The organism is Streptomyces parvulus, from assembly GCF_014648855.1.
GTDB classification, from domain to species: domain Bacteria; phylum Actinomycetota; class Actinomycetes; order Streptomycetales; family Streptomycetaceae; genus Streptomyces; species Streptomyces parvulus.
The window spans coordinates 211,334-236,588 of record NZ_BMRX01000006.1; the positions used below are offsets into that span (position 1 = coordinate 211,334).

The window sequence follows — 25,255 nt, forward strand, 5'->3', positions numbered from 1 at the left end:
AAAGAAGCGGGCCCCGCGTCCGTCGGCGGGGCCCGGGGGCCTATGAACCGACCCTGCGCTTGTTCCACACGTCGAACCCGACCGCCGCCAGCAGCACCGCGCCCTTGATGACCTGCTGCCAGTCGGTGCCGATGCCGACGAGGTTCATGCCGTTGTTGAGCACGCCCAGGACCAGACCGCCGATGATCGCGCCGAGGACGGTGCCGACGCCGCCGCTCATCGAGGCGCCGCCGATGAACGAGGCGGCGATGGCCTCCAGTTCGAAGTTGAGGCCCGCCTTGGGGGAGGCCGCGTTGAAGCGGGCGGCGAAGACCAGGCCGGCCAGCGCCGCGAGCATGCCCATGTTCAGGAAGACCAGGAAGGTGACCTTCTTGTCCTTCACGCCGGACAGCTTGGCCGCGGGCAGGTTGCCGCCGATGGCGTAGATGTGGCGGCCGAGGATCGCGTTGCGCATCAGGTAGCCGAAGCCGACGACCAGCACGCCCAGGATGAGCAGCACCACCGGCGCGCCCTTGTAGCTGGCGAGCAGCAGGGTGACGACGAGCACCGCGGCGACCAGTGCGACCACCTTGAGCCAGAACAGCTTGGCCGGCAGCACGTCGAGGGAGAACTCCTGCTGCCGCTTGCGGTCGCGGACCTCCTGGTAGACCACGAAGGCGATCAGGGCGAAGCCCAGCAGCAGCGTCAGGTTGTGGTAGTTCGTGTTCGGCCCGACCTCGGGGAGGAAGCCGTTGGCGACCTTCTGGAGGTCCTTGGGGAACGGGCCGAGCGTCTGGCCCTTCAGGAAGATCTCGGTCAGACCGCGGAACAGCAGCATGCCCGCGAGGGTCACGATGAACGACGGTATGCCGAGGTACGCGATGAAGAACCCCTGCACCGCCCCCGCGGCCGCGCCGATGGCGAGGCAGAGCACCACCGCGAGCGGCCAGGCGAGGTCGTTGTCGACCATGAGCACGGCGGCGATCGCGCCGATGAACGCGGTCAGCGAGCCGACCGACAGGTCGATGTGGCCCGCGATGATGACGAGCATCATGCCGATCGCGAGGATCAGGATGTAGCTGTTCTGCAGCACCAGGTTGGACACGTTGCGCGGCAGCAGCAGGTCGCCGTCGGACCACACGGCGAACAGCACCACGATCAGGCCGAGGGCCATCAGCATGCCGTACTGGCGCATGTTGCGGCGCATGCCGTCGAGCATCAGCCGCAGCAGCCCGTCGCCGGCGGCGGACCCCCCTCTGCCGGGCGGCGCGGGGGCCGGGGTCTTGGCGGTCACGTCCGTGCTCATCGCGTTACCTCTTTGTCCGTCTTGTCCTTCGTCATCCGACGCATCAGCGCTTCCTGCGATGCCTCGGCCCGCGAGAACTCACCCGTCAGCCGCCCCGCGGCCATCGTGTAGATGCGGTCGCACATGCCGAGCAGCTCCGGCAGCTCGGAGGAGATGAAGACGACCGCCTTGCCCTCGGCGGCCAGCCGGTCGATGACCGTGTAGATCTCGTACTTGGCGCCCACGTCGATCCCGCGCGTGGGCTCGTCCAGGATCAGCACCTCGGGACCCGCGAAGATCCACTTGCTGAGGACGACCTTCTGCTGGTTGCCGCCGGACAGCTTGCCCACCGGCTCGAAGACGGTCGGCGCCTTGATGTTCATGGACTTGCGGTAGCCCTCGGCCACCTGCCGCTCACCGTGCTCGTCGACCACACCCCGCCGGGCGACCTTGCCCAGCGCGGTCAGCGAGATGTTCCGGTTGATGGTGTCGATGAGGTTGAGGCCGTAATGCTTGCGGTCCTCGGTGACGTACGCGATGCCGTGCCGGACCGCCTCGGGGACGGTCTTCGTGCGGATCTCGGTACCGTCCCTGAGCACGGTGCCGGCCGCGTGCCGGCCGTAGGTGCGGCCGAAGACGCTCATCGCCAGCTCGGTGCGGCCCGCGCCCATCAGCCCGGCGATGCCGACGATCTCGCCGCGCCTGACCTCGATGGAGACGTCGTCGACCACCTTGCGCTGCTGGTCGATGGGGTGGTGCACGGTCCAGTTGCGGATCTCAAGCGCGGGCGCCGCCCCCTCCTCGGGGTGGTGCGGCGTCCGGTCCGGGAAGCGGTTCTCCAGGTCGCGGCCGACCATTCCCGAGATGATCCGGTCCTCGGTCGTCTCCGCCGCCTTCACGTCGAGCGTCTCGATGGAGCGCCCGTCGCGCAGGATCGTGACCGAGTCGGCCACCCGGCGGATCTCGTTCAGCTTGTGCGAGATGATGATCGAGGTGATGCCCTGGTCCTTCAACTGGAGGATCAGGTCGAGGAGTTTGCCGCTGTCCTCGTCGTTGAGCGCCGCCGTCGGCTCGTCGAGAATGAGCAGCTTCACCTTCTTGGAGAGCGCCTTGGCGATCTCCACGAGCTGCTGCTTGCCCACCCCGATGTCGGCGACCCGGGTCTCCGGGTGCTCGTCCAGACCCACCCGGCGCAGCAGTTCGGCGGCGTGCCTGAGGGTCTCGTTCCAGTCGATCAGCCCGCGCTTGGCGTGCTCGTTGCCGAGGAAGATGTTCTCCGCGATGGACAGGTACGGCACCAGCGCCAGCTCCTGGTGGATGATCACGATGCCGTGCTGCTCGCTCGCCCGGATGTCCTTGAACCGGCAGCCCTCGCCCTCGAAGAGGACGTCCCCCTCGTAGCTGCCGTGCGGATGGACGCCGGAGAGCACCTTCATCAGGGTCGACTTGCCGGCGCCGTTCTCCCCGCAGATGGCGTGGACCTCGCCCTGGCGAACGGTCAGCGTGACGTCCGACAGCGCCTTGACACCGGGAAAGGTCTTGACGATCGAGCGCATTTCCAGGACGGGTCCCGCCATGGTCGTGCCTTCCAATCCTTGAGGGAGCCCGGTTACTTGAGGTCGTCCGCGGTGTAGTAGCCGCCGTCGACGAGGACCTTCTGGTAGTTCGCCTTGTCGACGCTCACCGGCTGCAGCAGGTAGGCGGGCACGACCTTGGCACCGTTGTCGTAGGACTTGGTGTCGTTGACCTCGGGCTTCTTGTCGTTCAGGACCGCGTCGACCATGTTGGAGGCGACCTTGGCCAGCTGGCGCAGGTCCTTGTAGACGGTCTGCGTCTGCTCGCCCGCGATGATCGACTTCACCGAGGCGACCTCGGCGTCCTGACCGGTCACGACCGGCATGGGCTTGCTCGCGGAGCCGTAGCCGTCCGACTTCAGCGAGGACAGGATGCCGATGGAGATGCCGTCGTACGGCGAGAGCACCGCGTCCACCTTGGCGCTGCGGTAGCTGGACGTCAGCAGGTCGTCCATGCGCTTCTGGGCGGTGCCGCCGTCCCAGCGCAGGGTGGTGACCTGGTTGAGGGCGGTCTGCTTGGAGCGGACGACGAGCTGGCCCTTGTCCATGTACGGCTTCAGGACGTTCATCGCGCCCTGGAAGAAGTACTTGGTGTTGTTGTCGTCGTTGGAGCCGGCGAACAGCTCGATGTTGAAGGGGCCCTTCTCGCCCGCCTTCAGACCGAGCTTGTCGAGGATGTAGCCGCCCTGCAGCTCGCCGACCTTCTCGTTGTCGAACGAGGCGTAGTAGTCGACGTTCTCGGTGCCGAGGATCAGCCGGTCGTAGGAGATGACCGGGATGTCGGAGTCCTTCGCCTGCTGCATCACGTTGTTGAGGGACTTGTTGTCGATCGCGGCCACGATCAGCGCGTCCACGCCCTGCGTGATCATGTTCTCGATCTGGGAGACCTGCTGGTCCGGGTCGTCCTCGCCGTAGACGAGCTTGGTCTTGTACCCCTTGGCCTTCAGTTCCTTGACGACGTTGGCGCCGTCCGCGATCCAGCGCTCCGAGGACTTGGTGGGCATCGCGATGCCGATGGTGGCGCCGTCGGACCCGCCCTTGTCGTCGTCGCTGCCGCCCTCGCTGTTCTGGCCGCAGGCGGTCAGCGTGAGGGCGAGGGAGGCGGCGGAGGCCAGGGCGGCGAGAGCGGCTCTGCGGTTGCGCATGGTCATCATCCTTGATCTGGGTCAGGGCTCGGTCCGGTGGTGCCAGCACGGGAGGAAGGCTGCGGGTGGATCGACCGAGAGCAGGTGTGTGGGATTGTGCGCGGCTGTGTCTTCTTTTGAGAAGGGAGTTTCCGGAACGTTATGACGAGATCTCGAACCGGTTGAGCGGGCCGGGCAGTCGGGAGCCCAGCGGGGCCATCTCGCCGTCCGCCCCGTGCCGGGCGAGCAGGTCGAGTGCGAGCCGCCCGCGCCGCACCCGCTCCTTCGCGGTGGCGAGCGTGAGTTCGCGCAGGTGGTGGCCGTACGGGTAGATGCCGGGCGCCTTGGCGAGGCCGAACTTCAGGTACAGCGGGGCGCCGCGCCGGATCAGCTCGGCGACCTCGTACATGCGCACGTAGCCGCCGAGGTCGTCCGGGGCCTCGATGTACAGGTCCATGGGCGCGGCCGAAACCCGCCGTATTTCGGTCAGGTGGTCCGGCGTCAGGTCGCTGGGCACGTTCACGGAGTCCGCGCCGAGCCGCTCGTAGACCGCGTACGAGGCCGGGTTGACCGGTCCGACGAGCGCCGAGACCTTGAGCGTCGTGTCCGCCGGCAGGAGGCCGGCCGCCCGCGCCCGGTGCAGCGTCCACAGCACCCCCTCGTCGGCGACGAGCAGGCACTTCACGCCCAGCTCGGTGGCGCGCACGGCGTCCTCGACGCAGCCGGCGACCGCGTCGTGGCCGCGGGCCCTGAGACCGGCCCCGCCGGAGTCGGTGCGGGTGGAGCCGCCGATGTCCCAGGTGCCGCGCGGGCCGGTGAACAGGCAGAGTTCGATGTCCCGTTCGGCGGTGGCCTCGACCATCTCGGTGATCTCGGCGTCGCTCAGCATCCACACGCCGCTGCCCTGGCTGATCCGGTGGATCGGCACGTCCAGCCGCGAGGACTCCTTCAGCACCACCCCGAGCGCCTCCGGCCCCTCGCAGGAGGGGATCTCGGTGCGCCAGCGGCCGCCGCCGGGGAAGGAGTGCGGGGAGGCGTCGGCGGGGTCGGGGGCGGGCGGCGCCAGCCCGAGGGCGGTGAGCGCCGGTTCGCCCGGCCTGCGTACGGCGGCCGTGGCGGGTGCGTCGGTCACAAGCTGTCCTTCGTGTTCGGTATGTCGGACGATGTTCGTGGAACAGGGCGTGGGTGGCGCGGTCCGGCGGCGTACGCCGGTACGGAGGCCGTCGGGTCACCTCCGTACCGGCGTACGGATCGCGGGGGCGGGCGTCACGGGCGCAGCAGCACCTTGCCCACCCGCGGGTCACCGGAGCCCACCAGTTCCAGGGCCTCGGCGAACCGGTCGAGCGGCAGCTCGTGGGTCACCAGCGGGCGCGGATCGAGCAGGCCGGCCGCGAAGCCCCGCACCGTGTGCGCCCACGCGTCCGGCGGCGCTCCGAAGACGGTCCGCACCTCCAGCTGCCGCACCACCAGGTCGGTCGGGTCGAGACCGTCGGCGCCCGGCGCCGGGATGCCGGTCAGCACCAGCCGCCCGCCCCTGCGCAGCAGCCCTGCGGCCGTGCGGGCGGCGTCGGCGGACCCGGCGGTCTCGATCACGAGGTCGAAGTCGTCCGGGAGCGGGCCGTCCTTGGTGCGGAAGTCGCTCGCCCCGAACCGCCTCGACAGCTCCTCCCGGTCCCGGCGCGTGCCGACGACCAGCAGCTCGGCCGGGGACGCGGCATGGAAGAACTGCACGGCGAACATGCCGAGCGTGCCGGTGCCGACGACGGCGACGCGGTCGCCCGGCCGCGCCCTCGCCTTCAGCGCGGCCGCGGCGACGCAGGCCGCGGGCTCCAGCAACGCGGCGGCGGTGAGGTCGGCGTCGTCGGGCAGCACGTGCAGCAGGCGCGCGGGCAGGGTCAGCGTGGGCGCCATGGCCCCCGGCCGGGTGAACCCCGTCTCCTCGTACCCCGCCGTGCACAGCGTCGTCTCGCCCGCGTGGCAGCGGTCGCACATCTGGCAGTTGCGGAAGCCCTCGCCCACGACCTTCCGGCCGGCCAGCGACCCGGGCACCCCCGCGCCGGTCCGCTCCACGGTCCCCGACCACTCGTGGCCGGGGACGAGCGGGTAACGCACGTACCCCTCGGGCCGGTTGCCCTGGTAGACCTCGCGGTCGCTGCCGCAGATCCCGACCGCGTGCACCCGCACCAGCACCTCGCCGGGACCGGGTTCGGCGGGCTCGTGCGGCACGAGCCGGTGCGCCCCGGGGGCCTCGACGACGACCGCGCCGCTCATCCCTGCGTCCCCTTGGGCCTGCGCTGCTCCCAGCCCTCGGCCCACAGGTCGAACCGGGCCTGCTGCTGCGGGAACTCGGCCGCCGCGTCGGTGTCCAGCTCGACGCCGAGTCCGGGCGCGTCGGACAGGTGGAAGCACCCGTCCTCCGGGTCCACCTGCGGGGCGCCCTTCACCACCTTCTTGATCTCCGCGTCCGCGAAGTCGTTGAAGTGCTCCAGGATCTTGAAGTTCGGCGTGGTGAAGCCGACCTGGAGGGAGGCGGCGGTGAGGACGGGCCCGCCCACGTTGTGGGGGGCGACGAGCGTGTAGTGCGTCTCGGCCGTCGCGGCCAGCTTCCGGGTCTCCCAGATGCCGCCGATGTGGCCGACGTCGGGCTGGATGACGTCCACCGACTGGTCCTCGAACAGCTCGCGGAACTCGATCCGGTCGTGGATGCGCTCACCGGTGGCGACCGGGATGTCGACCTTCTCGGCGACCTTCCGCAGCGCCTTCAGGTTCTCCGGCGGGACCGGCTCCTCCAGCCAGGCCGGCTTGAACGGCGCGAGTTCGCGCGCGAGCCGGACCGCGGTGGAGGGGGAGAAGCGCCCGTGCATCTCCAGCATCAGCTCGGCGTCGGGTCCGATGGCGTCCCGCACGGCCTCGATCAGCGACACGGCGTAGTTGGTATCCCGCTGGTCCAGTTCGAAGTGCCCGGTGCCGAACGGGTCGATCTTCAGCGCCCGGTACCCGCGCTCCATCACGCCGCGCGCGGCCTTGTGGTACGCCTCCGGCGTCCGCTCCGTCGTGTACCACCCGTTGGCGTACGCCTTGACCCTGTCGGTGACCCTGCCGCCGAGCAGCTGCCACACGGGGACCCCGAGGGCCTTGCCCTTGATGTCCCAGCAGGCCATCTCGATCACGGCGATGCCGGACATCACGATCTCGCCGGCCCGGCCGTAGTCGCCGTACTTCATGCGGCGCACCAGATCCTCGACGGCGAAGGGGTCGGAGCCGAGGACGTGGTTGGCCTCCGCCTCCCGCAGATAGCCGACGAGGGCGTCCGTGTGCCCCAGCATCCGGGTCTCGCCGACTCCGGTGACGCCCTCGTCGGTGTGCACCTGGACGTAGGTCAGATTGCGCCACGGCGTCCCGACCACGTGTGTGCTGATTCCGGTGATGCGCACGGCCGCTGCCCCTCGCTGTGTTCGATATTTCGTCACTCGTTCGAAATGCTGGCGTGACAGTAAGGACGGGGCGGTCGGAGTGTCAATGGGTCGGACACACAACGGTTTCGGCAGTTTCGACAGGTCCGGCGGCGCGGTCGGGGCGCTTTCCCACACAACCTTCACAGCCGCCTCTAGGAACCCGGCCGCCCCGGAACTTAATCTTCCCGCGTCATGGACTACTGCCACCCGTGCCGACGGCACCTCAACGGCGCCCTCGCCTGCCCCGGGTGCGGTACGCCCGTCGAACAACTCCGCGCCGCCGAGCCGCCCCTGACGGCGACTCGCACGGACACTCCGCCGTACGCCGCCGCCGACACGGCCCCGGCCGACGGACCCGCGGTCGACGGACCCGCCATGAATGAGCCCGCGCTCGACGAGCCCGCGCTCGACGAGGCCGACGACGACACCCCGCCCGGCGCCCCCTCCAGCCGCCGCGACCGCAAGGCCGCCGCGCACCGCCGGCGCCGCCGCCGGGCCCTGTTCGTCGCCGCGGGCTTCGTCCTGGCGGCCGGCGGCCTGAGCCTCGCCGAACTCGGCATGGACGCCCCGCACTCGCCGCCCAAACCGGCGGCCGCCGGGGGTGAGACCGCGGACGGCGCGGCGACGGAGGAGGTGGGGGAGGGCTCGGCGGTCCCGGTCGACGCGGCCTCCGACAGGACCACCGCCTCGGGCACCCCGTCCCCGGACGCCTCCGCGTCGGCATCGGCGTCCCCGTCGGAGTCCCCCGACCCCGACGCCTCCGACTCGTCCCCCGAGTCCGGCACCCCCGCCGCGTCCCGCCCCCCGGCCCGGCCCGGCACCCCGACCCGCGACCCGGACCCGGATCCCGCACCGTCGACCCCCGGCTCCGACGACCCGCCCCCGACGACCACCCCCACCCCACCGGACGAGCCGGAACCGACGCCGACCGAGACGTGCGACCGGTTCCTGTGGTGGTGCACGTGAGGCGCTGACGGCGCCGCCGGCTCAGTCCTGGAGCATCCTCCGCAACGCGTCCCGCAACGCCACCCGCTCCCCCTCCGAAAGCCCCGCCAGCGGCTCCCGCGCGAACCGCAGGGAATCGCGCAGCCCCCGGGCCACCCGCCGGCCCTCCTCCGTCGCCGCCGCGACCTTCACCCGCCGGTCGGCGGGGTCGGGGCGCCGCTCGACCAGGCCCCGCGCCTCCAGCCGGTCCACGATCCCCGTGACGTTCGACGGCTCGCACTTCAGCTTCTGCGCGAGCTTGCGCATGGGCAGCGGCTCCAGCGACAGCAGGCTCAGCAGCTTGGCCTGCGCCCCGGTCAGGGCGCGCTCCGCCGCCGCCTCCTCGTAGTCGGCGTGGAAGCGGGCCACGACCTCTCCGATCAGCTCGACGACTTCGAGGGTGAGTGCGTCGGGTCGGCGCGTGGTGTCGCGTGGTGTGGCCATGCGATCCAGGGTACCCATTTGTTTGACAAGGTGAAATGTTCAGTCGCATGGTTGTTTCATAACCTGAAGCATCTCGCCCATCGCGGCCACGACGAAAGGCGCCCCATGACCGACTCCCCCTCCCTCCCCGCCGTCAACCGCGAATGGCACCTGGTGACCCGCCCGGTCGGCTGGCCGAAGCCCGAGGACTTCGCCCTCGTCGAGGCCGAGGTGCCCACCCCGCGCGAGGGCCAGGTCCTGGTGCGCAACCTCTACGTCTCCGTCGACCCCTACATGCGCGGCCGCATGAGCGCCGCCAAGTCCTACGCCGAGCCCTACGAGCTGGGCAAGGCCATGCAGGGCGGAGCGGTCGGCGAGGTCGTCGCCTCCAACGCCGAGGGCTTCGCCGTCGGCGACCACGTCCTGCACTTCCTCGGCTGGCGCGAGTACGCCGCCGTGAACGCCAAGAGCGCCGTCAAGGTCGACCCGGACGCCGCGCCGCTGTCGACGTACCTCGGCGTGCTCGGCATGACCGGCCTCACCGCGTACGTCGGCCTGCTGCGCACCGCCTCCTTCAAGGAGGGCGACACGGTCTTCGTCTCCGGCGCGGCCGGCGCCGTCGGCAGCCAGGTGGGGCAGCTCGCGAAGCTCAAGGGCGCCGCCCGGGTGATCGGCTCGGCCGGCTCGGACGAGAAGGTCCGGCTGCTCGTCGACGAGTACGGCTTCGACGCGGCCTTCAACTACAAGGACGCCCCGGTGAGCGAGCAGCTGCGCGCCGCCGCCCCCGACGGCATCGACGTCTACTTCGACAACGTCGGCGGCGACCACCTGGAGGCGGCCATCGGCTCCCTCAACCTGAACGGCCGCATCGCCATCTGCGGCGCGATCTCCGTCTACAACAACACCGAGCCCGCCCCCGGTCCCAAGAACCTCGCCCGCCTGATCCAGACCCGCGGCCGCATCGAGGGCTTCCTCGTGGGCGACCACTACGACCTCCAGCCGAAGTTCGTCGAGGAGGTCGGCCCCTGGGTCGCCTCGGGCGCGCTGAAGTACCGCGAGACGGTCGTCGAGGGCATCGAGAACAACCTGGAGGCCTTCCTCGGCGTTCTGCGCGGCGACAACACCGGGAAGATGATCGTCAAGCTCTGACTTCCCGGCTCTTCCGGCATGCGGTAGCGTCATTCCGAAATCCGTCGTGGTCGTGGGCGCGAGTCACGGCGGACCGAGGAGGAGACACCGCATGCCCATCCAGCAGTCCGAGGTCCTGTACACCGCCGTCGCCACCGCCGAGAACGGCCGCGACGGACGGGTGTCCACCGATGACGGCAAGCTCGACCTGGTCGTGAACCCGCCCAAGGAGATGGGCGGCAACGGCGCCGGCACCAACCCCGAGCAGCTGTTCGCCGCCGGGTACAGCGCCTGCTTCCAGGGCGCGCTCGGCGTCGTCGCCCGCCAGGAGGGCGCCGACATCTCCGGCTCCACCGTCACCGCCAAGGTCGGCATCGGCAAGAACGACGACGGCTTCGGCATCATCGTCGAGATCTCCGCCGAGATCCCCGCCGTGGACGCCGCCACCGCGCGGTCCCTGGTGGAGAAGGCCCACCAGGTGTGCCCGTACTCGAAGGCGACCCGCGGCAACATCACCGTCACGCTGGTCTGACCCGGGGCACGACGCCGGCCCGCGCCGCGCTCCCGTCGCCCCCGGGCGGCCGGGGGAGCGCGGCGCGGGGCGGGCCACCGGTAGAGTTCCGCCCATGCGCGATCTTGGGGCGGGATTCGGCCATCTCCTGAAGGGCCAGCGCTGGATGGCCCGGCACGGCAAGAGCTACGGCCTGGGACTCGTCCCGGGCCTGATCACACTGGTCCTCTACGCGGCCGCGCTGGTCGCGCTCGCGATGTGGGGCACGGACTTCGTCTCCTGGGCGACCCCGTTCGCCGACGACTGGTCGAGCCCCTGGTCCGGACTGTTCCGCGGCTTCCTGACCGTGGTCCTGTTCGCCCTCGCCCTGCTGCTCGCCGTCCTCACCTTCACCGCCGTCACGCTGCTGGTCGGACAGCCCTTCTACGAGGCCCTGTCCGAACGCGTCGACCGCGACGTCTCCCCGGACGGCACGGCCCCCGAGTCCGACCTGCCGCTCTGGCGCGAGCTGTGGCTCTCCGGCCGCGACAGCCTGCGGATCCTGGTGCGCGCCGCCCTGTGGGGCGTACTGCTCTTCGCCCTCGGGTTCATCCCGTTCGTCGGACAGACCGTCGTTCCGGTGATCGGCTTCTTCGTCACCGGCTTCTTCCTCACCGAGGAACTGACCTCCGTCGCCCTCCAGCGCCGGGGCGTCGAGCTGCGCGAGCGCCTCGCCCTGCTGCGTTCCCGCAAGACGCTGGTGTGGGGCTTCGGCACCCCGCTGGCCGTGTCCTTCCTGGTGCCCTTCGTCGCCGTGTTCCTGATGCCGGGCGCGGTCGCCGGCGCCACGCTCCTCGCCCGCGAACTGCTGGGCGAGGAGACCCGCGACGGCCGCGACGACCGCTCCGACGGCGGCCCCGCCGACCCGGCGGTCAGCCCCGGTCCGGCTCCGGCGCACTGACCGCCACGGCCACGATCGCCCGGACCTGCGCCACGATGTCCAGCCGGTTGCGCACGAACTCGGGGTCCGTGACGGCCCCCGTCGCCGGATCGGTGTTCCCGGCCCCGAACTGCAGCACCGGCGTGTGCACGTGCCCGCCCGGCAGCGTGGCGCGCAGTCCGAGGCGGTCGCGCAGCAGCGTCGCCCGGTAGGCGATCTCGTTGGACAGGTAGTTCCCGCCGCCGCCCTCCCGGGCCGTCGAACCGGGCGTGGGACCGTCCGGCCGTACGACCGCCTGGGCGGAGCCCGCCGGGATCTCGGTCACGCTGGTGTTGTCGTACACCGGGAAGCGCCCGGTCCCCGCCGCCGTGATCGCCGCGTACGGCAGCGTGGTCGTCGTCCACTGCGGCTGCGAGGCCGGGTCGGCGACCGGCACGGTCTCCGTGCGGGACACGTTCTCGTTGTCGGGGAAGCCGCCCCGCCAGGCCCCGTTGGTCCGCTCCACGTCGAACCTCCCGACCCGGCCCTGGCTCACCGTGGTGAACAGGTCGACGCCCGGCAGATACGGCCGCAGCGCCCGCTCCACCGTCCCCTCCGCGAAGTCCCGCCAGCGCACCGGGAACACGGCCGTCTCGACCCGGGCGGGCCCGTCCGCGGTGTCGATCACCGTGCCGTCCAGGGCGAGCGCGGCGGCGCCTGACGGGTTGGAGATGCGGATGTCGCGGTCCAGGGTGAAGGGGTCGAAGCCGGTCAGCAGCACACGCTTGAGGCCCTTGCCCCGGTCACCGCCCCCTCGCGGCACGCGGATGTCGGTCTGCCCCCGCGAGGTGCGCTCCAACTCGTCGAGCAGCGCGGCCCGCTGCGCCTGTCCGAGCCCGAACCGCGGCTCCCAGGTGCGCAGTTCCCGGGTCATCGCGAGCCGCGCCCAGTACAGCGGCCGGTCGTCGTCCCGGCTGAGGGTGCCGTGTGCCGGCCCGCGCCCCTGGGCCCGGTCCACCGCCCGCCGCCACAGCGCGGAGCCCTCCCGTACGACCACGCGCCGGGCCTCCCGGTAGGAGTCCGCCCGCCCGAGGCCCCGCGCGAACGCCGGTGCCGCGGTGGCGAATCCGGAGCCCCGCAGGATCTCGCGGGGCACGTCCCCGTCCAGCCGCAGCTCCTCGGCCGTCGGGGCGGGCACGGCGGCCGAGGCCCCCGGAGGCGCCGCCGCGGCCGTTCCCGGGGCGGCGAGCCCCGCCGCCAGGGCCAGTCCGAGTACGCCGATCCGAACACGTATGGGTCTCAAGGGAGTCCAGGTCCTTCCGTCGCCGTGGGGTGCGCTGCGGACGGCCGCAGTATGGCGTGACGGAAGCGGCGCGCGCTACGGCGCGGCGGCGGTCCCGGTTCGAACGCGGGTGGGCGAGGAAGGATGCACACGTTCACGCATTCGACGAGGAGGCCCCGCGATGGCGGACGTACGGGATGGCCGGGACGCGGCCCGGGAGGCGGCGGTGGGGACGGCGCTCGCCGCGCTGGACCTGGACGCGAAGACCCGCCTGCTGTCCGGGCAGGACATGTGGAGCCTGCCGGCCCTGCCGGAGATCGGCCTGCGGTCCCTGGTGATGTCCGACGGCCCGGTCGGCGTGCGCGGCGTCCGCTGGACCGCCGACGACCCGTCCGTCGCGCTGCCCTCGCCCACCGCGCTCGCCGCCACCTGGGACCCCGGCCTCGCCCACCGGGCCGGCGTGCTCCTCGCCCAGGAGGCCCGCCGCAAGGGCGTCCACGTGCTCCTCGCCCCCACGGTCAACCTGCACCGCTCCCCGCTCGGCGGCCGCCACTTCGAGGCCTACAGCGAGGACCCCTTCCTGACCGGGCGGATCGGCACCGGCTACGTGAGCGGCGTCCAGTCCGGCGGCGTCGGCACCACCGTCAAGCACTTCGTCGCCAACGACGCCGAGACCGACCGCTTCACCGTGAACAACCTGGTCTCCGCACGCGCGCTGCACGAGCTGTACCTGGCCCCCTTCGAGGCGATCGTGGCGGACGCCCGGCCCTGGGGCGTCATGACCGCCTACAACTCGGTCAACGGGCCGACCATGACCGAGCACCGCCACCTGGTCCAGGAGGTGCTGCGCGGCGCCTGGGGCTTCGACGGCTTCAACGTCTCCGACTGGCAGGCCGCCCGGTCCACCACCGGAGCCCTCAGGGGCGGCCTCGACGTCGCCATGCCCGGCCCCAGGACCGTGTACGGGCGGGCGCTCGCCGAGGCGGTGCGCGCCGGCGAGGTCACGGAGGCCGAGGTCGACGCGGCCGTGCGCAACGTGCTGCGGCTCGCCGCCCGCGTCGGCGTCCTCGGCGGCGCCCCACCTGCCGTCACCGCACCGCCCGCCGACGTCGACGGCCCGGCCCTCGCCCGTGAGATCGCCCGCCGCTCCTTCGTCCTCGTCCGCAACGAACCCGTCGGCGGCGAGGGCCCCGCGCTGCCCCTGCGGCCCGGCACCGTCGCCCTCTGTGGAGCGGCCGCCCGCGACGCCCGCGTCCTCGGCGGCGGCTCCGCCACCGTCTTCCCGGCCCGCGTCGTCTCCCCGCTCGACGGCCTCACCGCGGCCCTCCCCGAAGGCACCCTGAGCTACCGGGTCGGCGCCGACCCGAACACCGAACTCGCCGTCGCCGGACGGGGCTTCGTCCTGCGGGCCGTCTGCCGCGACGCGGACGGCACGATCACCGGCACCGGCTCGGCCCCGAGCGGGCACATCCAGTGGATGGGGTCCGACCTGCCCGACGGCGTCACCCACGACCGGCTGCACACCGTCGAGCTGACCGGCACCTTCACCCCCGAGGAGAGCGGCCCGCACACCTTCGGCATCAAGGGCCTGGGCGCCTTCACCCTCACCGTCGACGGCACCACGTACTACGACGGCGTCCAGCGCCCCGCCAAGGACGACCCGTTCCTGTCCTTCTTCGGCGCCCCCGAGCCGCGCGCCGAGGTGCGGCTCACCGCCGGCGAGCCCGTCGACGTGTCCCTCACCCACGTCGTCGACCTCCCCGACGGCGACCGGATGAAGGTCGTCACCTTCGCCCTCGCGCACGCCGGGCCCCGGCACGACCCGGACGAGCTGATCGCCGAGGCGGCCCGGGCCGCGGCCGCCGCCGAGACCGCCGTGGTCGTCGTCGCCACCACCGAACGCGTCGAGTCCGAGGGCTTCGACCGCACCGACCTGCGCCTCCCGGGCCGCCAGGACGACCTGGTCCGCGCGGTCGCCGCCGCCAACCCCCGCACCGTCGTGGTCGTCAACTCCGGCTCCCCGGTCGAACTGCCCTGGCGCGAGGAGGTCGCCGCCGTGCTGCTCGGCTGGTTCCCCGGCCAGGAGGGCGGCGCGGCCCTCGCCGACGTCCTGACCGGCACCCACGAGCCCGGCGGGCGGCTGCCCACCACCTGGGGCGACCTGGCCGACGCACCGGTCACCCGGGTCGCCCCGGCCGGCGGCGAGCTGCCCTACGAGGAGGACCTGTTCATCGGCTACCGCGCCTGGGACCGGGCCGGCCGCACCCCGTCGTACGCCTTCGGGCACGGCCTCGGCTACACCGACTGGACCTACGAGTCGGCCCGCGTCGACGGCACCGCCGTCACCGTCCGCCTGCGCAACACCGGTGACCGCCCCGGCCGCGAGGTCGTCCAGGTCTACCTCGCCCCCGCCGAACCCGACCCCGGCCGCCCCGCCCGCGCACTCGCCGGATTCGCCGGCGCCGAGGCCGGGCCCGGCGAGTACGTCGAGGTCACCGTCGAGCTGCCGCGCCGCGCCTTCGAGGTCTGGGACGAGTCGACCGGCTCGTGGGCGTTTGTGAAGGGTTCGTACGAACTCGGCATCGGACGCTCGATCGCCGACCGCCGGATCACCGCGGCGATTACCGTCTGAACCGGGACACCCGCGAGGGCATCCCCCCGCGAACAGCCCCGGCCCGGAACCTGACGGCCGGGCCGGGGCTCGCCGGGTCCGTCCCCCCGGCTACCGCGCCGAGAACCCGTACACCGTCCGCGAGCGGAACACCTCGCCCGGACGCAGCACCGTGCCCGGGAAGTCCGGCCGGTTGGGGGAGTCCGGGAAGTGCTGCGTCTCCAGCGCGATGCCGTCACCGGGAGCGAAGGGCTCGCCCAGCTGGTCGGCGGTGTACACCTGGAGCCCCGGCTCGGTCGTCGCCACCGTCAGCGCCCGCCCCGACGCGGGGTCGTACAGCTCCGCGACCTCCTCGGCCGCCGTCGTCACGCCCTTGTCCAGGCAGAAGTTGTGGTCGTACCCCGAGCCCACCTTGCGCGCCCGGCGGAAGTCGAACCGCGTGCCCGTCACGTCCTCGGGCTCGCCCGCCGGGATCAGGCCCGCGTCGACCGGTGTGATCCGGGAGGCCGCCACCCGCAGCTCGTGGCCGCCCGCGTGCCCGGAGCCGCCCAGGTTGAAGTAGCTGTGGTTGGTCGGGTTCAGCACGGTCGGCGCGTCGGTGACCGCCTCGTAGTCGATCCGCAGCGCGCCGCGCTCCTCCAGGGTGTACGTCACCGAGATCTCCACCCGGCCCGGGTAGCCCTCCTCGCCGTCCGGGCTGATCAGGCTCAGCCGGACGCCGTGCCCGCCGTCCCCGACGGGTTCCACGTCCCACACCCGCTTGTCGAAACCGCGCTCACCGCCGTGCAGCGAGTTCGGCCCGTTGTTCCGCGCCAGGGTGTAGGTGCGCCCGTCCAGCGCGAACCGGCCGCCCGCGATCCGGTTGGCGTACCGCCCGACGAGCGCGCCGAAGTACGGCTCCGGGTGCCGCAGGTAGCCGTCCAGGTCCGCGAACCCCAGCACCACGCCCGCGGTGTTCCCGTCCCGGTCCGGGGCCTCCAGCGACTGGACGATCCCGCCGTACGACAGGACCCGTACCCGCACTCCGGCCCGCTCCAGGGTCCAGCGGTGCACCGGCGTGCCGTCGGGAAGTGTGCCGAAGAGTTCGTTCATGTGCGAACTCTAGGACACGCCCAGGTCAGGGCCGCTCGGCGGTGACCGCCCGGTAGGCGATCTCGGCCAGCCTGGCCTGGCCGTTCACGCTGGGGTGGAACCAGTCCCAGTGGCTCAGCTGGTCGGTGCCGAAGCGGTACGCGTGCACCGCGCCGTCGTCGGTGCGGCAGCGCCGGTCCTTCGCGCAGACCTCCCGCAGCACCTCGTTGTAGTCCGTCACCCGGTCCCGCACGGTGTTCCGCCGCAGCGTCGCCGCCGAGTCCAGGGAGTCCGCGTCACCCAGCATCGACGGGCAGATCCCCAGCTTCCACACCTGCTTGCCCAGCGGGTTGGTCCGCCCCTGCGACCACAGCCGCTTCAGGTCCGGGATGCTCGCCACGTACACCTGCGCCCTGGGCAGCTCGCGGCGCAGGGCGCGCATGGCCTGCTCGAACTGGTCCCGGAAGTCGGCCACCGGCGTCATCGCCGAGGTCGACGAACGGCAGGCGTCGTTGGCCCCCACCATCACCGCGACCAACTGCGGTTTGCGCGCCGCCGCTCGGGTGACCTGTCCGGTGAGGTCGGCCATCCGGGACCCGGTGACCGCGTAGTTCCAGCTCCGCTCGGCGGCACCCGCCCTCCCCAGCAGCCGCACGGCGAGGCTTTCCACCTTCGGGCTGCCGCCGGTCGCCCAGGACACGTCGGGGCAGTCCGACAGCACCGAGCAGGCGTCGAAGCCACGCGTGATGGAGTCGCCCACGGCGGCGACCGAGCCGGGGCTGCGGTCCCAGACCGGGGCGGGCTTCGGCCGCTTCGACGCGCTGCCGGACGGGGCGGGGGAGTCACCGCCCACGGCGTCGCAGCCGGTCACGCCCAGGACGGCGGCGGTCAGGACGGCGAGCGCGGCACGCCCCCGGCGCCGGCCGCGGCGCGCCGCCCGGCCCTCCACCAGGTCCGTCCCCCGGCCCATACGCGTCCCACCCCTCGCCTCGTGCCTCCAGTGTCCTCAACCCATGACACCCCGCCGAGGGTTCCCGGGAGCGGTGATGCGACGCCTCACACCCGTACAAGCGTCCTGCCGGGTGAATGGCGCGGCTTTGTCGGCACCGGGACCGACGGTACGTCACACTCCTTGCCCCGTCGCACGGTAGCCTCGCCATCAACGTGACCCGCCCGGTCACGGCCGTCCGCCCGTTCCGAGATGTCCCGCTCAGCCCGGAGGTTCCGGTGACGACACGTGGAGTCCTGTACGTGCACTCCGCGCCGCGCGCGCTCTGCCCGCACGTCGAGTGGGCCGTCGCCGGGGTGCTCGGCACGCGCGTCGGCCTGGACTGGATCCGGCAGCCCGCCGCGCCCGGCACCTGGCGCTCCGAGTTCTCCTGGCAGGGCCAGGCCGGCACCGCCTCCAAGCTCGCCTCCGCGCTGCGCGGCTGGCAGCTGCTGCGCTTCGAGGTGACCGCCGAGCCGTCCCCGGGCGCCGAGGGCGAGCGCTACAGCTGCACCCCCGACCTGGGCATCTTCCACGCCGTCACCGGCATCCACGGCGACATCCTGATCCCGGAGGACCGGCTGCGCGCCGCCCTGGTCCGCTCCCAGCGCGGCGAGACCGACCTGGAGTCCGACATCGCGCGACTCCTCGGCAAGCCCTGGGACGACGAACTGGAGACCTTCCGCCACGCGGGCGAGGGCGCCCCGGTCCGCTGGCTGCACCAGGTCGTATAAGGAGACGCCCCGTATACGCGCCCCTTAGGGGCGCGGGGAACTGCGCGACCAGCCACGACGCCCCCGCACCGGACAAACCACCGATGGCCCGAACCCCCAACAGGGGCTCGGGCCATCGACACGTTCAGCGAGGCCGGTCAGACCGAACGGAACGCCAGAACCACGTTGTGCCCACCGAACCCGAACGAGTCGTTCAGCGCGGCGATCCGCCCCTCGACGGGCAGCTTCCGCGCCTCACCGCGCACGATGTCCGCGTTGGCCTCGGCCTCGGGGTCGAGGTTCTCGACGTTGATGGTCGGCGGCGCCACCCGGTGGTACAGGGCGAGCACCGTCGCGACGGACTCCACGCCGCCCGCGCCACCGAGGAGGTGACCGGTCATCGACTTGGTGCCGGAGACCGCCATGTGGTCCACGTCGTCGCCGAGGACCTTGCGCAGCGCCTTCAGCTCGGCGATGTCACCGGCCGGCGTCGAGGTGGCGTGCGCGTTGACGTGCACGATCTCGGCCGGGTTCAGGTCGGTGCGGTCCAGCAGGTTCTGGAGGGCGTTGGAGATGCCACGGCCCTCGGGCTCCGGCTGCACGATGTCGTGGGCGTCGGCGGAGATGCCCTGCCCGACGGCCTCCGCGTAGACGCGGGCACCGCGCGCGGCGGCGTGCTCGGCGGACTCCAGGACGAGGACGCCGGCGCCCTCACCGAGGACGAAGCCGTCGCGGCCCGTGTCGAAGGGGCGCGAGGCGCCCTGCGGGTCGTCGTTGTTCTTGGACATCGCCATCATGTTGCCGAACGCGGCGATGGGCAGCGGGTGGATCGCCGCCTCCGTGCCGCCCGCGACGACGACGTCCGCACGGCCGGTGCGGATCATCTCGATGGCGTAGCCGATGGCCTCGGCGCCGGACGCGCAGGCGGAGACCGGCGTGTGCACGCCCGCGCGGGCGCCCACGGCCAGACCGACGTTGGCCGACGGGCCGTTCGGCATCAGCATGGGGACGGTGTGCGGGGAGACGCGGCGGACGCCCTTCTCCTTGAGCACGTCGTACTGGTCGAGCAGGGTCGTCACGCCGCCGATGCCGGAGGCGATGACCGCACCGAGCCGGTCGGGGTCCACGCGGGCCCCGCTCTCGGCGTCCGGCGTGCTCTCGCCGGCCTTGCCGGTGTAGCCGGCGTCCTTCCAGGCCTCCTGGGCCGCGATCAGCGCGAACTGCGCGGAACGGTCCAGACGGCGGGCCTGCGGCCGCGGGATGACCTCGGAGGGATCCACGGCGACGGGCGCGGCGATGCGGACCGCCTGGTCGGCGGCCCACTCCTGCTCCAGGGGCTTGACGCCGGACCGGCCGGCGACCAGACCCTCCCAGGTCGAGGCTGCGTCGCCACCCAGCGGTGTGGTTGCGCCGATACCGGTGACGACCACGGTGCGATTGGTCGAGCTCACGGGAATTCTTTCTCCAACGGGATACGGATTCGTACGGCGCCACCGCCGGGTGGCGGGGCAGTCTGCCCGGATACTCGGGACATGCCCGAGTATCGGCGGATCAGGCCTGGTGGTCGAGGATGTACTTGGTCGCGTCGCCGACCGTCTTGAGGTTCTTGACGTCCTCGTCCGGGATCTTGACGTCGAAGCGCTCTTCGGCGGCGACGACGACCTCGACCATGGACAGCGAGTCGACGTCCAGGTCGTCGGTGAAGGACTTGTCCAGCTGGACGTCCTCAACCGGGATGCCGGCGATCTCGTTCACGATCTCCGCGAGACCGGCGACGATCTCTTCCTGAGTGGCGGCCATGGTGGCGCTCCTTCTTTGGTTTCCAGAGGGTGTGGCGGCCCGCCGCGTCGCGGCGAGTGGTGCTGCTCTCCGTTCCGGACCGCGTGATCCGGCACGGAGTGCCTAGGGGAGGGTAACGACCGTGGCGGCGTACACGAGACCCGCCCCGAAGCCGATGACGAGCGCGGTGTCGCCGCTCTTCGCCTCGCCGGTCGCCAGGAGCCGCTCCATCGCGAGCGGGATCGAGGCGGCCGAGGTGTTGCCGGTGGTGCGGATGTCACGGGCGACCGTGACGTGCTCCGGCAGCTTCAGTGTCTTCACCATCGAGTCGATGATCCGCACGTTGGCCTGGTGCGGGATGAAGACGTCGAGGTCGTCCGGGCTGATCCCGGCCGCGTCCAGCGCCTGCTGCGCGACCTTCGCCATCTCGAACACGGCCCAGCGGAACACCGCCTGGCCCTCCTGCGTGATCGCAGGAAACTTGACGTTGCCCGCGGAGTCCAGGGGCAGTTCGGCGACGTCGCCGATCCGGAAGCGGTCCCAGGGGACGGTCTGCTTGATGGTCTCGGACTTGTCGCCCTCCGAGCCCCAGACCGTCGGGCCGATCTCCGGCTCCTGCGACGGGCCGACCACGACCGCGCCGGCCCCGTCGCCGAACAGGAAGGCCGTCGCCCGGTCCTCCAGGTCGGTCAGGTCGGAGAGCCGCTCCACGCCGATGACCAGGACGTACTCCGCCGAACCCTCGACGACCATGCCCTTGGCGAGGGTCAGTCCGTAGCCGAAGCCCGCGCAGCCCGCCGAGATGTCGAAGGCGGCGGCCTTGTCCGTGCCGAGCCGGTCGGCGATCTCGGTGGCGACGGCCGGGGTCTGGCTGAAGTGCGAGACGGTCGAGACGACCACGGCGCCGATCCGGTCGGCGGGGATCCCGGCGGCCGCGATGGCCTTGCCGGACGCCTCGATCGACATCGCCGCGACGGTCTCCTCGGGGGAGGCCCAGTGCCGCGTCTCGATGCCGGAGCGCGAGCGGATCCACTCGTCGGACGAGTCGATCGTCTCGAGGATCACCTCGTTCGGCACGACCCGGGTCGGGCGGTAGCCGCCGACGCCTAGGATGCGCGCGTACGGGGCGCCCTTGCTGGGCTTGATCTTCGACATGCTGTCGCGCTCCTTGTCAGGCCTGCTGGGCGTGGTCGGCGACGAGCTCGCGGGCCGCGTCGAGGTCGGCGGGGGTCTTCAGGGCCAGCGTCTTGACGCCCGGCAGCGCGCGCTTGGCGAGACCGGTCAGCGTGCCGCCCGGGCACAGCTCGACGACGGCGGTGACGCCCAGCTTGGCGAACGTCTCCATGCACAGGTCCCAGCGGACCGGGTTGGCGACCTGCCCCACGAGCCGGTCCAGCACCTCGGCGCCGGTGGCGACGGCCTGACCGTCCTTGTTGGACACGTAGGTCACGGCCGGGTCGGCCGGCGTGAGCGCGGCGGCGGCCTCGGCGAGCTTGTCCACCGCCGGCGCCATGTGGCGGGTGTGGAAGGCGCCGGCCACCTTCAGCGGGACGACCTTGCGCACGCCCTCGGGTTTGTCCTCGTTCAGCGCGGCGAGCTGCTCCATGGTGCCGGCCGCCACGATCTGGCCGGCGCCGTTCACGTTCGCCGGGGTCAGGCCGAGCTTCTCCAGGTGGGCGACGCTCACCTCGGGGTCGCCGCCGAGCAGCGCCGACATGCCGGTCTCGGTGACCGCGGCGGCCTCGGCCATGGCCAGGCCCCGGCGGCGCACGAGGGTCAGCGCCGCGGTGTCGTCGAGGACGCCCGCGAGGGTGGCCGCGGTGATCTCGCCGACGCTGTGGCCCGCGACCGCTCCGGGCACGAGGTCCGCGCCCGCCGCGTCGGCGGCGAACGAGTACGCGCCGAGTGCCGCGGCGGACAGCAGTCCGGCGGCGACCAGCAGCGGCTGGGCGACGGCCGTGTCACGGATCTCGTCCGCGTCGGCCTTGGTGCCGTAGTGGGCGAGATCGAGTCCGATGGCGTCGGACCACGCGGCGACGCGGTCCGCGGCGCCGGGAAGGGCGAGCCAGTCAGTCAGGAAGCCGGGCGTCTGGGCGCCCTGGCCGGGAGCGACGAGTACGAGCACTCTCACACTCTCTCTTGAGGACGGCCACGACCGCCCGTGAGGACAGGGACGAAGAACAGCAGGGGGTTTTGTGGACCCCCGACAAAAGTTTAGAGTTGCGGATCTCCATCGGCCAGACGCCCCAGGATGAGCGCGATCCGCAGTGTGAACGCAGACCGTACATCAGAGGGGGACCATCCGGTGACGTCAGTCACACGTCGGAGCCGGTAGCGCACGGTGTTCGGGTGAACGAAGAGCATGCGGGCGGCGCCCTCCAGACTGCTCGCCTGCTCCAGGTAGACGCTGAGTGTCTCCAGCAGCGCGGCCCCGGCCTCCTCGAGCGGTCTGTAGATCTCCTCCACCAACTGCTCGCGCGCCGCGGGGTCGGCGGCGATCGCGCGCTCGGGCAGCAGGTCGTCCGCCAGCACCGGGCGCGGGGCGTCCTGCCAGGCGGTGCACGCCTTGAGCCCGGCGGCGGCGGCCTGCGCGGACCGCGTCGCGGCCAGCAGGTCCGGCACCACGGGGCCGGCCACCACCGCTCCCTGCGCGAACGGCCCGATCAGCGACTTCGCCACCGCCAGCGGGTCGTCCCGGCCACCGGCGATCACCACCAGGCGGTCCCCGAGCACCCCGGTCAGCACCTGGAGCTTGGCGTGCCGGGCCGCCCGCCGGATGGCCTCCACGGTCAGTTCGGAGTCGCCGTCCGGGGCGGTGCCGAGCACGACGCACACGTGGTCCGGCGAGTTCCAGCCGAGCGCGGCCGCCCGGGACACCGCGCCCTCGTCGGCCTCACCGCTCAGCACGGCGTTCACCACCAGCGACTCCAGCCGGGCGTCCCAGGCACCGCGTGCCTCGGCGGCCTGGGCGTACACCTGGGCGGTGGCGAAGGCGATCTCCCGCGCGTACACCAGCAGCGCCTCGCGCAGCACCGACTCGTCGCCGGGGGCGGCCACCTCGTCGATCGCGGACTCCATCACCTCGATGGTCGTCCGCACCATCTCCACGGTCTGCCGCAGCGTGATCGCGCGGGTCAGCTCGCGCGGCGCGGTGCCGAACACGTCGGTGGAGATGGCCTGGGGCGCGTCCGGGCGCCGGAACCACTCGGTGAAGGCGGCGATGCCGGCCTGGGCGACCAGCCCGATCCAGGAACGGTTCTCCGGTGGCATGGCCCGGTACCACGGCAGGGTCTCGTCCATGCGCGCGATGGCCTGCGCGGCGAGCGATCCGGAGGACTGCTCCAGCCGCTTCAGCGTCGCGGTGTGCGAATGGACGGCGTGCGCCGCGGGCTCGGGCTTGCTGGTTTCGGGTTCGGGCACGGGACAAGACTGCCTTATCAGGACGGGAGCACGTGCCGCCGGGTCTACCGTGGACGTCGTGACGGACGTACGGCGCGCCGACGAGCGCTATCCCGGGGGCGACGAGGCGGCGGGCATCTCCTCCCGCCACGCCTTCTCCTTCGGCCCGCACTACGACCCCGGCAACCTGCGCTTCGGGGCGGTCATCGCCTGCAACGAGGAGCGGCTGGCGCCCGGCGCGGGCTTCGACGAGCACCCGCACAGCCACACGGAGATCGTCACCTGGGTGGTCGAGGGCGAGCTGACCCACCGCGACTCCGCGGGCCACGAGACCGTCGTGCGCGCCGGTGACGTGCAGCGCCTCAGCTCCGCGGGCGGCGTCCGCCACGTCGAGCGCAACGACGGCGCCGTCCCCCTGACCTTCGTCCAGATGTGGCTGGCCCCGCGCGAGCCCGGCGGCGACCCCGCCTACGAGATCGTCCGCGGCATCGCCGACTCCACGCCGTACGCGGTCCCGGAGGCACGCGCCATGCTCCACGTGCGGCGCCTGACGGCGGGGGAGCGGACGGCGGTGCCGGACGGGGCGTACGTGTACGTGCACGTGGTGCGGGGCGAGGTGACGCTGGGCGGGGAGACGCTGGGGCCGGGGGACGCGGCGCGGATCACGGACGCCGAGGGGGTGGACGCGGTGGCGGTGGCGGCGGCCGAGCTGCTCGTCTGGGAGATGGCCTAGACCTCCGCCAGCACCGCGTCCGTGAAGGGCGGCCACGCCTCGGCCGCCCACGGGCCGAAGGCGCGGTCGGCGAGCGCGACGCAGGCGAGGCCGGCGTCCGGGTCGATCCACAGGAACGTGCCGGACTGGCCGAAGTGCCCGAAGGTGCGCGGCGAGGAGGAGGCGCCCGTCCAGTGGGGGGACTTGCCGTCCCGGATCTCGAAGCCGAGGCCCCAGTCGTTGGGGTTCTGGTGGCCGTAGCCCGGCAGTACGCCCTTGGTGCCCGGGTACTGCACGGTCATCGCCTCGGCGACGGTGCGCGGGTCGAGGAGCCGCGGCGCCTGCACCTCGGCGGCGAACCGCAGCAGGTCCTCGACGGTGGAGACGCCGTCCTTCGCGGGGGAGCCGTCCAGGGCCGTGGACGTCATGCCCAGCGGCTCGAGCACCGCCTGCCGCGCGTACTCGGCGAACGGCATGTCCGCGGCCTTCGCGATGTGCTCGCCGAGCTGCTCGAAACCGGCGTTGGAGTACAGCCGCCGCTCGCCGGGCGGGGCGGTCACCCGGTGCTCGTCGAAGGCCAGCCCCGAGGTGTGCGCGAGCAGGTGGCGGACGGTGGACCCGGCCGGACCCGCGGGCTCGTCCAGCTCGATCGCGCCCTCCTCGTACGCCACCAGCGCCGCGTAGGCCGCGAGCGGCTTGGTGACCGAGGCGAGGGGGAAGCGGAGGGCGACCGGGCCGTGGGTGCCCAGGGTCGTGCCGTCGGCCCGGACGACGCCCGCCGCGGCGGTGGGGACCGGCCAGTTCTCGATCAACGCGAGGCTCTTCAAGGACATGCCACCGAGCCTAAGCGGCTCAGAGGTACAGCCTCATCGAGGGGGTGGTGTCCCGCGTGAAGCCCATCGACGCGTACAGCGGCTCGGCGTCCTCGGAGGCGGTGAGCATGACGTGGCTCGCACCCCGCTCGCGGAACCACGCCAGCAGCTCGTCCATGCAGGCGCGCGCGTAGCCCCGGCGCCGGGCGTCCGGGTCGGTGGCCACGCTGAACACGTAACCGATCAGTCCGCCGGGCGGCCGGTCCGGCCCGCCGATCCGGTACTCCAGGGTCCCCACGACCAGCGCCGCGAGCGTGCCGGGCCGCTCCGGGTGGTCGACGACGAACGCGGCGAACTCCCCGTCCGGATCGGCCAGCCGGGACTTCAGGCCGGGCAGGGAAGCGGCCTGCCAGTCGGTGGGCGAGGCGGAGTGCATCGCGTCGATCATCACCTGGCGCAGACGGAGCACTTCCTCCGCGTCCTCGGCGGCGGCACGGCGTACGGGACTCATGCCCGCACGCTAGTGA

The 25,255-nt window shown here is 72.4% G+C and carries 24 protein-coding genes; 7 read left to right on the plus strand and 17 right to left on the minus strand.

Annotation, left to right across the window (positions count from 1 at the left end):
* Positions 1–40: 40 nt before the first annotated feature.
* The 6 genes from mmsB to IE108_RS13065 all read right to left on the minus strand — a co-directional run bounded on the left by mmsB (position 41) and on the right by IE108_RS13065 (position 7,396).
* A complete protein-coding gene (mmsB, locus tag IE108_RS13040) occupies positions 41–1,285 on the minus strand; it encodes a multiple monosaccharide ABC transporter permease (RefSeq protein ID WP_064727714.1) in 1,245 nt (414 codons plus the stop codon).
* A complete protein-coding gene (mmsA, locus tag IE108_RS13045; RefSeq protein WP_064727713.1) occupies positions 1,282–2,841 on the minus strand; it encodes a multiple monosaccharide ABC transporter ATP-binding protein in 1,560 nt (519 codons plus the stop codon). Before mmsA ends, mmsB begins: the two co-directional genes overlap by 4 nt.
* Before the next feature lie 32 nt (positions 2,842–2,873).
* The gene (gene chvE, locus IE108_RS13050) at positions 2,874–3,983 is read right to left on the minus strand and encodes a multiple monosaccharide ABC transporter substrate-binding protein (protein WP_064727712.1); all 1,110 of its coding nucleotides are present in this window, start codon (positions 3,981–3,983) and stop codon (positions 2,874–2,876) included.
* A gap of 139 nt (positions 3,984–4,122) precedes the next feature.
* A complete protein-coding gene (locus IE108_RS13055; protein ID WP_064727711.1) occupies positions 4,123–5,094 on the minus strand; it encodes a glycosyltransferase family protein in 972 nt (323 codons plus the stop codon).
* Positions 5,095–5,228: 134 nt separating this feature from the next.
* Positions 5,229–6,233 carry a zinc-dependent alcohol dehydrogenase gene (locus IE108_RS13060; RefSeq protein WP_064727710.1) on the minus strand — a complete coding sequence of 335 codons (1,005 nt, stop codon included), beginning with the start codon at positions 6,231–6,233 and terminating at the stop codon, positions 5,229–5,231.
* Entirely contained in the window at positions 6,230–7,396 is a 1,167-nt protein-coding gene (locus tag IE108_RS13065) for a mandelate racemase/muconate lactonizing enzyme family protein (RefSeq protein WP_064727709.1), read from the minus strand. Before IE108_RS13065 ends, IE108_RS13060 begins: the two co-directional genes overlap by 4 nt.
* Positions 7,397–7,609: 213 nt before the next feature.
* On the opposite strand from IE108_RS13065, the gene IE108_RS13070 reads away from it, so the two are divergent.
* Complete coding sequence (locus tag IE108_RS13070) at positions 7,610–8,383, plus strand: SCO2400 family protein (RefSeq protein ID WP_064727708.1); 774 nt, start codon at positions 7,610–7,612, stop codon at positions 8,381–8,383.
* Positions 8,384–8,404: 21 nt separating this feature from the next.
* Here IE108_RS13070 and IE108_RS13075 read toward each other — a convergent pair whose 3' ends face one another.
* Positions 8,405–8,845: a MarR family winged helix-turn-helix transcriptional regulator gene (locus IE108_RS13075; RefSeq protein WP_064731734.1), complete on the minus strand. Its 441-nt coding sequence runs from the start codon at positions 8,843–8,845 to the stop codon at positions 8,405–8,407.
* Between the two features lie 105 nt (positions 8,846–8,950).
* Here IE108_RS13075 and IE108_RS13080 point away from each other — a divergent pair, with 105 nt between their 5' ends.
* From IE108_RS13080 to IE108_RS13090, 3 genes are all read left to right on the plus strand, one after another.
* Positions 8,951–9,973, plus strand: a complete 1,023-nt coding sequence (locus tag IE108_RS13080; protein ID WP_064727707.1) for an NADP-dependent oxidoreductase — start codon at positions 8,951–8,953, stop codon at positions 9,971–9,973.
* A 91-nt stretch (positions 9,974–10,064) separates the two neighbouring features.
* Complete coding sequence (locus IE108_RS13085; protein ID WP_064727706.1) at positions 10,065–10,484, plus strand: organic hydroperoxide resistance protein; 420 nt, start codon at positions 10,065–10,067, stop codon at positions 10,482–10,484.
* A 94-nt stretch (positions 10,485–10,578) separates the two neighbouring features.
* Positions 10,579–11,403: an EI24 domain-containing protein gene (locus IE108_RS13090; protein WP_064727705.1), complete on the plus strand. Its 825-nt coding sequence runs from the start codon at positions 10,579–10,581 to the stop codon at positions 11,401–11,403.
* Here the strand turns inward: IE108_RS13090 and IE108_RS13095 are convergent.
* Positions 11,375–12,664 (minus strand): pyroglutamyl-peptidase I, encoded by a 1,290-nt coding sequence (locus tag IE108_RS13095; protein ID WP_064727704.1) that lies wholly within the window; start codon positions 12,662–12,664, stop codon positions 11,375–11,377. The genes IE108_RS13090 and IE108_RS13095 overlap by 29 nt on opposite strands.
* A 160-nt stretch (positions 12,665–12,824) precedes the next feature.
* Between IE108_RS13095 and IE108_RS13100 the strand changes: the two genes are divergently transcribed.
* The gene (locus IE108_RS13100; protein WP_064727703.1) at positions 12,825–15,275 is read left to right on the plus strand and encodes a beta-glucosidase; all 2,451 of its coding nucleotides are present in this window, start codon (positions 12,825–12,827) and stop codon (positions 15,273–15,275) included.
* Positions 15,276–15,365: 90 nt separating this feature from the next.
* Here the strand turns inward: IE108_RS13100 and IE108_RS13105 are convergent, their stop codons facing one another.
* Positions 15,366–16,346, minus strand: coding sequence for an aldose epimerase family protein (locus IE108_RS13105; RefSeq protein WP_064727702.1), 981 nt, complete (start codon positions 16,344–16,346; stop codon positions 15,366–15,368).
* 25 nt (positions 16,347–16,371) lie between these two features.
* Positions 16,372–17,295, minus strand: a complete 924-nt coding sequence (locus IE108_RS13110) for an SGNH/GDSL hydrolase family protein (protein ID WP_064727701.1) — start codon at positions 17,293–17,295, stop codon at positions 16,372–16,374.
* A 257-nt stretch (positions 17,296–17,552) separates the two neighbouring features.
* On the opposite strand from IE108_RS13110, the gene IE108_RS13115 reads away from it, so the two are divergent.
* A complete protein-coding gene (locus IE108_RS13115; protein ID WP_064727700.1) occupies positions 17,553–18,047 on the plus strand; it encodes a DUF3145 domain-containing protein in 495 nt (164 codons plus the stop codon).
* Between the two features lie 137 nt (positions 18,048–18,184).
* Here IE108_RS13115 and IE108_RS13120 read toward each other — a convergent pair whose 3' ends face one another.
* From IE108_RS13120 to fasR, 5 genes are all read right to left on the minus strand, one after another.
* Positions 18,185–19,477: a beta-ketoacyl-[acyl-carrier-protein] synthase family protein gene (locus IE108_RS13120; RefSeq protein ID WP_064727699.1), complete on the minus strand. Its 1,293-nt coding sequence runs from the start codon at positions 19,475–19,477 to the stop codon at positions 18,185–18,187.
* A gap of 100 nt (positions 19,478–19,577) precedes the next feature.
* Positions 19,578–19,826, minus strand: a complete 249-nt coding sequence (locus IE108_RS13125; protein WP_052842858.1) for an acyl carrier protein — start codon at positions 19,824–19,826, stop codon at positions 19,578–19,580.
* 102 nt (positions 19,827–19,928) lie between these two features.
* Positions 19,929–20,960, minus strand: coding sequence for a ketoacyl-ACP synthase III (locus IE108_RS13130; RefSeq protein WP_064727698.1), 1,032 nt, complete (start codon positions 20,958–20,960; stop codon positions 19,929–19,931).
* Positions 20,961–20,976: 16 nt separating this feature from the next.
* Complete coding sequence (locus IE108_RS13135; protein WP_064727697.1) at positions 20,977–21,930, minus strand: ACP S-malonyltransferase; 954 nt, start codon at positions 21,928–21,930, stop codon at positions 20,977–20,979.
* Positions 21,931–22,019: 89 nt separating this feature from the next.
* Positions 22,020–23,225, minus strand: coding sequence for a fatty acid biosynthesis transcriptional regulator FasR (gene fasR, locus IE108_RS13140; RefSeq protein WP_064727696.1), 1,206 nt, complete (start codon positions 23,223–23,225; stop codon positions 22,020–22,022).
* A gap of 58 nt (positions 23,226–23,283) precedes the next feature.
* Between fasR and IE108_RS13145 the strand changes: the two genes are divergently transcribed.
* On the plus strand, positions 23,284–23,937 hold the full coding sequence (locus tag IE108_RS13145) for a pirin family protein (RefSeq protein ID WP_064731733.1): 654 nt from the start codon (positions 23,284–23,286) through the stop codon (positions 23,935–23,937).
* Here the strand turns inward: IE108_RS13145 and IE108_RS13150 are convergent.
* The gene (locus IE108_RS13150) at positions 23,934–24,749 is read right to left on the minus strand and encodes a serine hydrolase domain-containing protein (protein WP_064727695.1); all 816 of its coding nucleotides are present in this window, start codon (positions 24,747–24,749) and stop codon (positions 23,934–23,936) included. The genes IE108_RS13145 and IE108_RS13150 overlap by 4 nt on opposite strands.
* A gap of 19 nt (positions 24,750–24,768) precedes the next feature.
* Complete coding sequence (locus IE108_RS13155; protein WP_064727694.1) at positions 24,769–25,239, minus strand: GNAT family N-acetyltransferase; 471 nt, start codon at positions 25,237–25,239, stop codon at positions 24,769–24,771.
* Positions 25,240–25,255 lie beyond the last annotated feature (16 nt).

Excerpts from the sequence above, each read along its gene's own strand:
- IE108_RS13090 (WP_064727705.1), top strand. The coding sequence starts at position 10,579 with ATGCGCGATCTTGGGGCGGGATTCGGCCATCTCCTGAAGGGCCAGCGC.
- chvE (WP_064727712.1), bottom strand. The coding sequence starts at position 3,983 with ATGCGCAACCGCAGAGCCGCTCTCGCCGCCCTGGCCTCCGCCGCCTCC.
- IE108_RS13110 (WP_064727701.1), bottom strand. The coding sequence starts at position 17,295 with ATGGGCCGGGGGACGGACCTGGTGGAGGGCCGGGCGGCGCGCCGCGGC.
- IE108_RS13150 (WP_064727695.1), bottom strand. The coding sequence starts at position 24,749 with ATGTCCTTGAAGAGCCTCGCGTTGATCGAGAACTGGCCGGTCCCCACC.
- mmsB (WP_064727714.1), bottom strand. The coding sequence starts at position 1,285 with ATGAGCACGGACGTGACCGCCAAGACCCCGGCCCCCGCGCCGCCCGGC.
- mmsA (WP_064727713.1), bottom strand. The coding sequence starts at position 2,841 with ATGGCGGGACCCGTCCTGGAAATGCGCTCGATCGTCAAGACCTTTCCC.
- IE108_RS13105 (WP_064727702.1), bottom strand. The coding sequence starts at position 16,346 with ATGAACGAACTCTTCGGCACACTTCCCGACGGCACGCCGGTGCACCGC.
- IE108_RS13130 (WP_064727698.1), bottom strand. The coding sequence starts at position 20,960 with ATGTCGAAGATCAAGCCCAGCAAGGGCGCCCCGTACGCGCGCATCCTA.
- IE108_RS13060 (WP_064727710.1), bottom strand. The coding sequence starts at position 6,233 with ATGAGCGGCGCGGTCGTCGTCGAGGCCCCCGGGGCGCACCGGCTCGTG.
- IE108_RS13155 (WP_064727694.1), bottom strand. The coding sequence starts at position 25,239 with ATGAGTCCCGTACGCCGTGCCGCCGCCGAGGACGCGGAGGAAGTGCTC.
- IE108_RS13075 (WP_064731734.1), bottom strand. The coding sequence starts at position 8,845 with ATGGCCACACCACGCGACACCACGCGCCGACCCGACGCACTCACCCTC.
- IE108_RS13085 (WP_064727706.1), top strand. The coding sequence starts at position 10,065 with ATGCCCATCCAGCAGTCCGAGGTCCTGTACACCGCCGTCGCCACCGCC.
- IE108_RS13100 (WP_064727703.1), top strand. The coding sequence starts at position 12,825 with ATGGCGGACGTACGGGATGGCCGGGACGCGGCCCGGGAGGCGGCGGTG.
- IE108_RS13080 (WP_064727707.1), top strand. The coding sequence starts at position 8,951 with ATGACCGACTCCCCCTCCCTCCCCGCCGTCAACCGCGAATGGCACCTG.
- IE108_RS13125 (WP_052842858.1), bottom strand. The coding sequence starts at position 19,826 with ATGGCCGCCACTCAGGAAGAGATCGTCGCCGGTCTCGCGGAGATCGTG.
- IE108_RS13070 (WP_064727708.1), top strand. The coding sequence starts at position 7,610 with ATGGACTACTGCCACCCGTGCCGACGGCACCTCAACGGCGCCCTCGCC.